Source organism: Pirellulales bacterium, assembly GCA_019694455.1.
Classification (GTDB): domain Bacteria; phylum Planctomycetota; class Planctomycetia; order Pirellulales; family JAEUIK01; genus JAIBBY01.
Genome location: JAIBBY010000098.1, coordinates 1 through 8102 on the forward strand (window position 1 = coordinate 1; position 8102 = coordinate 8102).

General features: G+C 61.8%; 2 protein-coding genes. Both read right to left on the bottom strand.

The genetic code is table 11. From position 1 onward, the window contains the following. On the bottom strand, nt 1-2272 hold a 2272-nt coding region (locus K1X71_20605), incomplete at its 3' end, for a hypothetical protein (protein ID MBX7075550.1). Further along, nucleotides 2273-8044 (bottom strand): SDR family NAD(P)-dependent oxidoreductase, encoded by a 5772-nt coding sequence (locus tag K1X71_20610; GenBank protein MBX7075551.1) that lies wholly within the window; start codon nt 8042-8044, stop codon nt 2273-2275. Nucleotides 8045-8102 lie beyond the last annotated feature (58 nt).

Here is an 8102-nt window from a genome sequence, read left to right on the forward strand (position 1 = left end):
CGCCGGGGGCGACCAGCGCGACCCGCGCGCCGCGGGCGCATAAACCCGCGATCAGGGCTTGGGTCTGAGGCCCGTCGCCGCGTCCCCACACCAGCCACGTCCCGGCCGGCAGCGGCCGGCGATCACCAGTGGACTCCGCCTGCTCCCACACCGGCTCCAAAAACCACTCGGCCAGTTTCTTTTCTTCCTTGTTATCGTCGGCGGCAGTGGTATTGGCTGTTGCAGAACTAAGCAGCGGGGCGGATTTGTCTTGTGTCGATGCCGCTGGCGCGGTCACACGACGGTCCGGCGCTGCAATCCAATATCGCTTGCGATCAAAGGGATATGTCGCGAGGGGAACTCGTCGACAAATTTGGTCGGAATAGAACCGCTGCCAGTCCACGTCGACGCCATACTGCCAAAATTGGCCTAAGATCGGCATCAATGCTGCTCGGTCCACGGTGGCCGCGGAGGCTATCGGAATCCGCCCATCAAACTCGAAGCATATTCGTTCCCAAAGCGGTCCCGTGCAGAGGTTGGTCAAGCAGCTGGCGAGCGCTGGTTGATCTTTCAGGATGCGATCGACCATTGAGACAAGCACGCCAAGATTGATTGGCGCCTTACTTGCGACTTCCGCGTGACCGACCGAATCCGTTGAAGGATCGGCAATGAATTGTAGAAGCTGCGTCGCTAGTTGCTCGCGGGTCGTAAACAGGAAGCTGATCCGGTGGCGGAGATGCGCGCGTCCCACCGCCAGTGTGTAGCAGACGTCGTCGAATCGTTCTCCATACTCGGCAAGTTGATCGAGATGGCGTTGGGCGAGTCGTGCAAGAGTCTGTTGGTTCTGCGCGGAAATGAGGAACAGGCGCTGGCGCCGCGTTGATCGCTGTGGCGCCTCATGGGGTGGCTCTTCCAATACCACATGCGCATTGGCGCCGCCAAAGCCAAACGCGCTAACGCAGGCGCGCCGCACACGTTCTTGAGTTCTGGGCCAAGACACGGCGCGATCGACCACGTAAAACGGTGTGCGCTCGAACTCGATCAGGCGATTGGGCGATTGCAACCCTCGCAACGGCGGGATCTGGCCATGTCGCAGCGCCAGAACCACCTTCACCACGCTGGCGATTCCGGCGGCGGGCTCCAAATGTCCGAACTGCGTCTTGAGTGTCCCGATCGCGCACGACTGGAATTGATTGGCGACCGCAAACACTTCCGCCAGCGATTGGACTTCGATCGTGTCACCAAGCTGCGTGCCAGTGCCGTGAGCTTCGATGTAAGAGATTGAGTTGGGCGGAATCTTGTCCGGCGCGTAAATTTGCCGCAACAGGGCGACTTGAGACGGACCATTAGGCGAGGTCAGACCGTTCGAACGTCCGTCGTGATTTGTCGTCGCGGCCTGGATGGTTGCCCACACATGGTCGCGATCGCGAGCGGCATCGTCCTTTCGTTTGATCACGACGACGGCCGCCCCTTCGCTGCGCACGTAACCATCGGCTCGGTCGTCGAACGTCTTGCAGCGGCTGTCGGCCGCGAGCATTTTCGCGCGGCGACAATTCTCGTACATTTCTGGCGAGAACAGGAGATTCACGCCACCCACTAGCGCGACATCGCACTCTTGACGGGCAAGTCTTTCGGTCGCCATTTGCAATGCGACCAGTGACGAACTACATGCGGTGTCGATGGCGATGCTGGGCCCGCGAAAGTTGAACTGATAAGAGATTCGGTTGGCGACCATCGACAGCGCGTTGCCGGAGCCGAAATAGCGGTCGATGATCTCGGGGTGGCCGATGAAGCGATGCGCGTACTCGCTGCCGCTGGCACCCATAAAAACGCCCACCCGCGCGCCCCACAGCGAGGCGCCCGCATAGCCGGCGCGTTCCAAGGCTTCCCAGCAGACTTCGAGCAAGATGCGATGCTGCGGGTCCATGAACTCCGCCTCGCGGGCGGAAATGCCGAACAGCGTAGCGTCGAATTGATCGACATCATGGAGAAACGCGCCCTGCAAGCCGCCGGTGAGATCGCCACGGACCGCTGGCGCGGACGCAATAGCGTCACGGTTCTCAAGGAGGCATTTCCAGAAGTCGTCTAACGAATCGGCGCCAGGCATGCGCGCGGCCAAACCGATCAGGGCGAACTCCGGCGTGGACTGTGGCTGGTCTTCGGACAGGCGTGTTTCGCGCGTGATGGCCGCGCCAAAGCGCGCTGTCAGTTCGGCGCGCTCATCGGTAGTGAGCGCGACGTCGCCGTCGACCTCGACTGTGAGACCGTTCTCAAAATGAACAAGAATCGCCATTCAGCGCAGATAGCGAGCAACAGGAGCGGCGCGCCGCCCGGAACGAAGCGTTATGGTCCCATCGTGAGGAGTGGACATTTGGCGATGGGAGATGGTCGACGAGACAGACTCTCCAGCATAATCATAGCTTAGGGGGGAGGGCCAGCGATCAGGCGCATCGCTTTTTGTGGCAAGGTGTTGCGCGAGTTGGTCAATCGTGGGGAAGTCGAACGGCAGGGTGGCGGCCAACCGTTGGCCGAGCGCGGCCGATAACCGTTTCACCAGCTTGGCGGCCAGCATCGAATCGAGCCCTGCGTCCATGAAGGTTGTGCCGCGATCGTACGACGCTTTGGCCATGCCTAGCACGGCGCACAACTCGGTTTCGACGAGTTGTTCGATTGACCATTGCGCCACGCGATGATCCTCGTGGGCCAAATCAGCGGATGGACTTGGCGCTGTTTGTGGAACCTTCGCTTCGGGACGAATCGTCGGCGGCGCCAATGAGTCACGTGCGACGGTCAGATTTGGTCGATCCGTAGTCAGGGCGTGTTCAAGCGCCGCAAGGCATTCGCCAGTCGAGAGGCCGCTTTCGTCGCGCTCCGCCAACAGCGGCGCCATCGCGGCGCCCATGCCGACATCGCGCCACGCATCCCAAGCAATGGAGATGGCATGGACGCCGCGCGACCTGGCGTAATGCGCCTTGCTGTCTAGCACGCGATTGGCGGCCGAGTAGCCAGCCTGAAAGATGTTGCCGGTGACGCCGGCCACCGACGAGAAGAAAACGAGGAAATCGACAGGTTGGTCGACGATTGCATCGATCAGCACTTGTGCTCCAGTGGCTTTTGGCGCAAGGCACAAGTTCAGCGATTGTTTGGTCTCCGCGTGAATGGCATTCTTGGTGAGGACGCCCGCCGCGTGAAAGACTCCATCCAGTCTTCCAAAACGGCGACGGATCCCGTCGAGGGCCGCCCTCAATTGTGTAGGATCGGTGACATCGGCACTTACGCCGCAGATGTGCGCGTCTTCGAGCCATTCGCGAGCAGCGAATTGCGAGCGGCCCATAAGGATGACGCGCGCGTCAAATCGCTCGCGTAGCCATTTGGCCAATTCGCTCCCGATACCGCCTCGTCCGCCGGTAATCAAATAGACGCCGCCACGTTGGATGACGCAGGTTGACTGGTCGGCGCGAGGCTCAATCGCGACATGGCCACGGGAATATAAAGATCGATTGCGAATTGCGATTTCCACATTGGCTGGCGGCTTGGCTAACCATTCGGCCAGGTCGCTCACGACCTCGCCGGTAGCAAGTTCTCGGAGCGCCAGATCGACGCAACGGCAGCGCAGGCGCGGGATTTCGCGATTGATGACGAGCCCCATTCCCCAGAGCGCGGCTTGTTGCGCCCCTCGGCAGTCGTCGGAGTCGAGTACGTGCTGGCTGTCCGTAGTGATGATCCAAAGGTCGATGCCCGGCCCGCGCACAGCCGACAAGGCTTGCGTGAGAATTAGTAGCTGCGCTGCGCTATCGGCGGCTGCAAGTTCGCAACCTGGCGAGCGTACGGATCGGGCGTCGACAACGGTCGACGGTAAGCAATCTTCCGAGCTCAATCGCGATAACAGCCCACGAATTTGATCGGGGTCTTGGTAGTTGGCGCGCCAAGCATTGTGGGCTTCGCGGTTTAATGTGTCGCCGAACCGCACATGTAGCAGTTGGGCGCCGCGGCGTTCCAGCTCAGTGGCAAGTCGATCGGAAAAGCCGGATTCATCGTGGAGCAACAAGTAGCGGCCATCGAGCCGACTCGGCATCTCATGGTCGTGCGGCGCCAGACGCTCCCAGACGGGCTCGCGCATCAATTGGTGCAGGTCGTGTGACGGTGATCCATCCGCTTTGGTGTTGGTCGTATCGCCGTTGGAATCCACGTTCAACCAATACGATTGGCGTTCATAGGGATAGAGCGGCAAGGCAATTCTGCGACGCTCTTGGCCGGCATAGAATCTTTGCCAATCAACATCGGTTCCGGCAGCATAGAGTGCGGCGAGCAGATGGCTCAGCAATTTTCTCTCGGCGGAGTTGGCCGGGGGCAGCGGTGATACCGTCTCCACTAGCATGGCGCGAGTCGCTAGCTCCCCGCCGCAAAGATCATTGGCCAGTGCCAGGACGCTCGTCGGCAGCAGTTGAGCCAAGCGGCGCAGGTCACTTTCTGATTGGCGACTCTCTGCTTCATCTTGGGGCGAGCGGTAAATGGACGCTAGGGTCGGCCGATCGCCGCCACCAATCGCCTGATCGAGACTTTCGATCAAATCACTAGCGCTTGTTGCGACAATCGCGACCCGGTGCGCCTGGTGAGCCCTCCCCACAGCGGCAGTGAAGCATGCATCGGCAAGCGACCAATCAGCCACCGCTTCAGTCGCCCAGCGCTGGTATTCCGTCAGTAGTCGTCGCAACGCGCTGGCGCTAAGCGCCGATATCAGGAGCAAGCCAACATCGTCTGGCGAATTGCGTGGCACGGGCGCGCTAGGGGCGCTTTCCAACACGACGTGCGCGTTCGTCCCGGTGAAGCCAAAGGAGCTGACGCCCGCGCGCCGCGGCAGCGGGGTGGCTGGCCACGCGCGAGTCCGATCGAGCAATGTGATCGCGGAGGTTTCAATTGCGAAGCGCGGATTGGGCTCGCTCAAATCAGGCAATGCCGGCAGGCGGCCATGGCGAAGCGACAGCAGCACCTTCAACACGCCAGCAAGTCCCGACGCGGCATCGGCATGGCCGATGTTGGGCTTCGCCGACCCGACCGCGCAAAATTGCTTGCGACCGGTCTGTTGGGTGAACGCCGTTTCGAGGGCGGACAGCTCAATGGGATCGCCGAGCGCGGTGCCGGTGCCATGCGCTTCAATATGCGATATGGTCACTGGATCAATGCGCGCGTCGGACCAGGCGTCGAAGAGTAGTTGTGCTTGCGCTTGTGGGTTGGGAGCGGTAAGCCCATTGGTGGCGCCGTCGCTGTTGACGGCAACGCCTTTGATCACACCATAGATCGCATCGCCTGCTCGAACCGCGTCGGCAAGCGGTCGCAGCAGCAAGACCACTATGCCTTCGCCCGGCAGAAAGCCGTCGGCGCGGCGGTCGAAGGGGGCGGAGGTCTTTGTGGGCGACAGTGCGCCGGCGCGCGACAGCGCATAGTACGGGCCGAACCGCAGGTTCAGGTGCGCGCCGGCGGCAAACGCCATCTCGCATTGTCCTGACCGCAATGACGCAACCGCCGCACTGAGGGCCACCAGCGAGGAGCTGCAGGCCGTGTCGATGGTGAGCAAAGGCCCGCGCAGATCAAGATGGTACGCCAAGCGGGCGGGCAGGCCGGCGGCCGTTCCGCCGGTGGCGGCATGTTCGCCGAGATCGCCGGGATCAGCCGCGGCGAGATAGTCGTGAGCGCCGGAACCAGCAAAAACGCCGGTTCGCGACGATCTCAGCGCGGCGCCGCCATAGCCCGCATGTTCTGCGCAGTGATACGCCACTTCGAGCAGCAGGCGCTGGCGCGGATCCATGCTGCGCGCCTCATAGGGCGATATGCGGAAGAATCGCGGATCGAACTCGTCGATCTTGTCGAGGAAGCCCCCCACCAGTTTGCCTCGTTGAAGGCGTGCGGCGATCGACGGATCGAATTGGCTGGCGATGCGCCAGCGATCTTCGGGAATTGGGGCAATCGCCGATCGGCGATCGCTGAGCAGGCGCCAGAACTCCTCGGTATTGTTCGCGCCCGGAAACCGGCAAGCGTAACCGATTACCGCGATATCGTGAGTCGCGGTGTTACCCAAATTCGCGGCATCGGCGGGATGTTCAGCGCTTGTGGCGAGTGAGCGATCCTGTCTGGAGTGTTGGAAGCTGTTTTCGCCCGCATCACGCGAAAGTCGGGCGGATAGCGCGCGGATCGTTGGATGCTCGAATAGCTGTGTAGCACTCAAGTTAAGGTGTGGGATTCGCGCTTGGAGCCTCCGAGCGATCTCGTCGGCCATCAACGAATCGATGCCAAGCTCGCGAAACGTGCTGTCGAGCGGCAATCGCTCCGGCGAGGCGTTGACGACTTCGGCAACAGTGGCGCTTACCAGCTCGATGATTGAGCCAGACACGGAGTTGGTTTCTTTGGTTGGCGCCTTGCGCAAGTCTGGCGCTTGGTTGCGAGCATACTGGCGAGGCCAAACGGCGGCGCCGTTGGCGGGGAACAAACACCATTGGTCGGCAGGATGAGTGAATGACCAATCCAAGAGCTGAGCGCCACGATCGGCCGAGATGGTTTCCAGTCCTTGCAGCGACCATTTGTTTGCCAACGCCGCATTGCTGTTCATACCGGCGCCGTGCCAGGGTCCGAAGTTCAACGTCATGCGGCAACGGGCATGCACAAACTCTGCCTGGCAGATTGCATCGAGCGTGGCGTTGGCGGCGGCGTAGTTTGCCTGGCCAACATTGCCGGCAATCGCCGCCAGCGATGAGACGCCGACAAAGAAGTCGAGCGGCGCGGATTGCGTCGCCGCGCAGAGCAGCGCGGCCGAGGCGGCCTTGCTGTTCCACACAGTCGACAAGTCATCGCCGGAAAGGTTCAACAACAGGCGATCTTGTAAGACGCCGGCGGCATGCACAATTCCGTGCAGCGCGCCAAAGTCGCGATGGATCGCCGCGATGAGTGCCCCGACCTGGCCGGAATCGCGGAGATCGGCCTGATAGTACCTTACCGTGGCGCCGTTAGTCTGCAACTGACTGATGCACGCCGCCGAACTGCGCCCACAGATAGCCAGCTTGCGAGCGCCCTGCTGGATGAGCGCCATGGCGCACTTTGTGCCCACCGCGCCGGCGCCTCCCGTGACCAGATAGACGCCATCGCCGCGCACCAGCGGGCGCTCTGGGAGGGCATCCACAGAGACAGTCTCTGACTCCGGCGCATGCCGGCGCCCCGCGCGGTAAGCAGTTTGCGGCTCATCGTCGCCAGCAATGGCGCTGGCTATGTCGGCAAAGGGCTTGCTCGCATCAAGATCACAAAGCCGCACGCGAATCCGCGACAGTTCTTTGGCGGCGCAGCGGCCGAATCCCCATAATCCCGCGTGGCTGAGCGTAACGATGTCATCGGAGCGCACTTTTTGGGCGCCGCGAGTCAGGATCAGGAAGTCGAGCGGCTGCTCAAATACGATGGCAGCGGCTTGCAGCGCGATGCGCAGTTGGTCGACGTTGTTCAGGCCGCTCTCAGTCTGTTGGACCGAGTCAGACTGTGGTTCCAGTTTGGGAACAAAGAGGATTCCCGCGAGCGGTGAGTCCGATGCTTGCGCAGCGTGGAACAAGGACTCCATGTCCTTGGTAGACGAGAGATTGGCGAAATAGCGCTGCTGGTCGACACGCAGGAATTGATCGCCAATTTGGGCGCAAATCAGCGAGTCGGCTGTAGGGGGAAAACACGCACTGAGCGCCACATCGTCTTTTGGGTCAGACGTGACCAGCAGCCAACGGCCAAGGAGTTTGCCATCCGTTGAAGATGCTGTCTCTCGCCAAACCGGACGATGCACCCAGCCTTCGATCGATGGCAGCGCATCGTCTTGGTGGCTGGGCGTCAGCGCCGTTGCCGTTGTTGGTAGTTGAGCTTGGCCACGAGCCGGACCAAGCCAATAGCTTTGGCGCTGGTAGGGATAGGTCGGCAGTGGGACGCGGCGATAGGTCCCCGGCTGTTGGCTGTAGAAGGCCTGCCAGTCGAGGGGGGCGCCGGCCGCTTCGAGTTGGGTCAGCGCTGCGAGCAGGCTCTCCCACTCGCGTTCCCGCGCCAAGCTGGCCAGGACGCGCGGCGCGGGCCGGTCGGCTGTTGGGTTCTCCAGGCATTGCGTG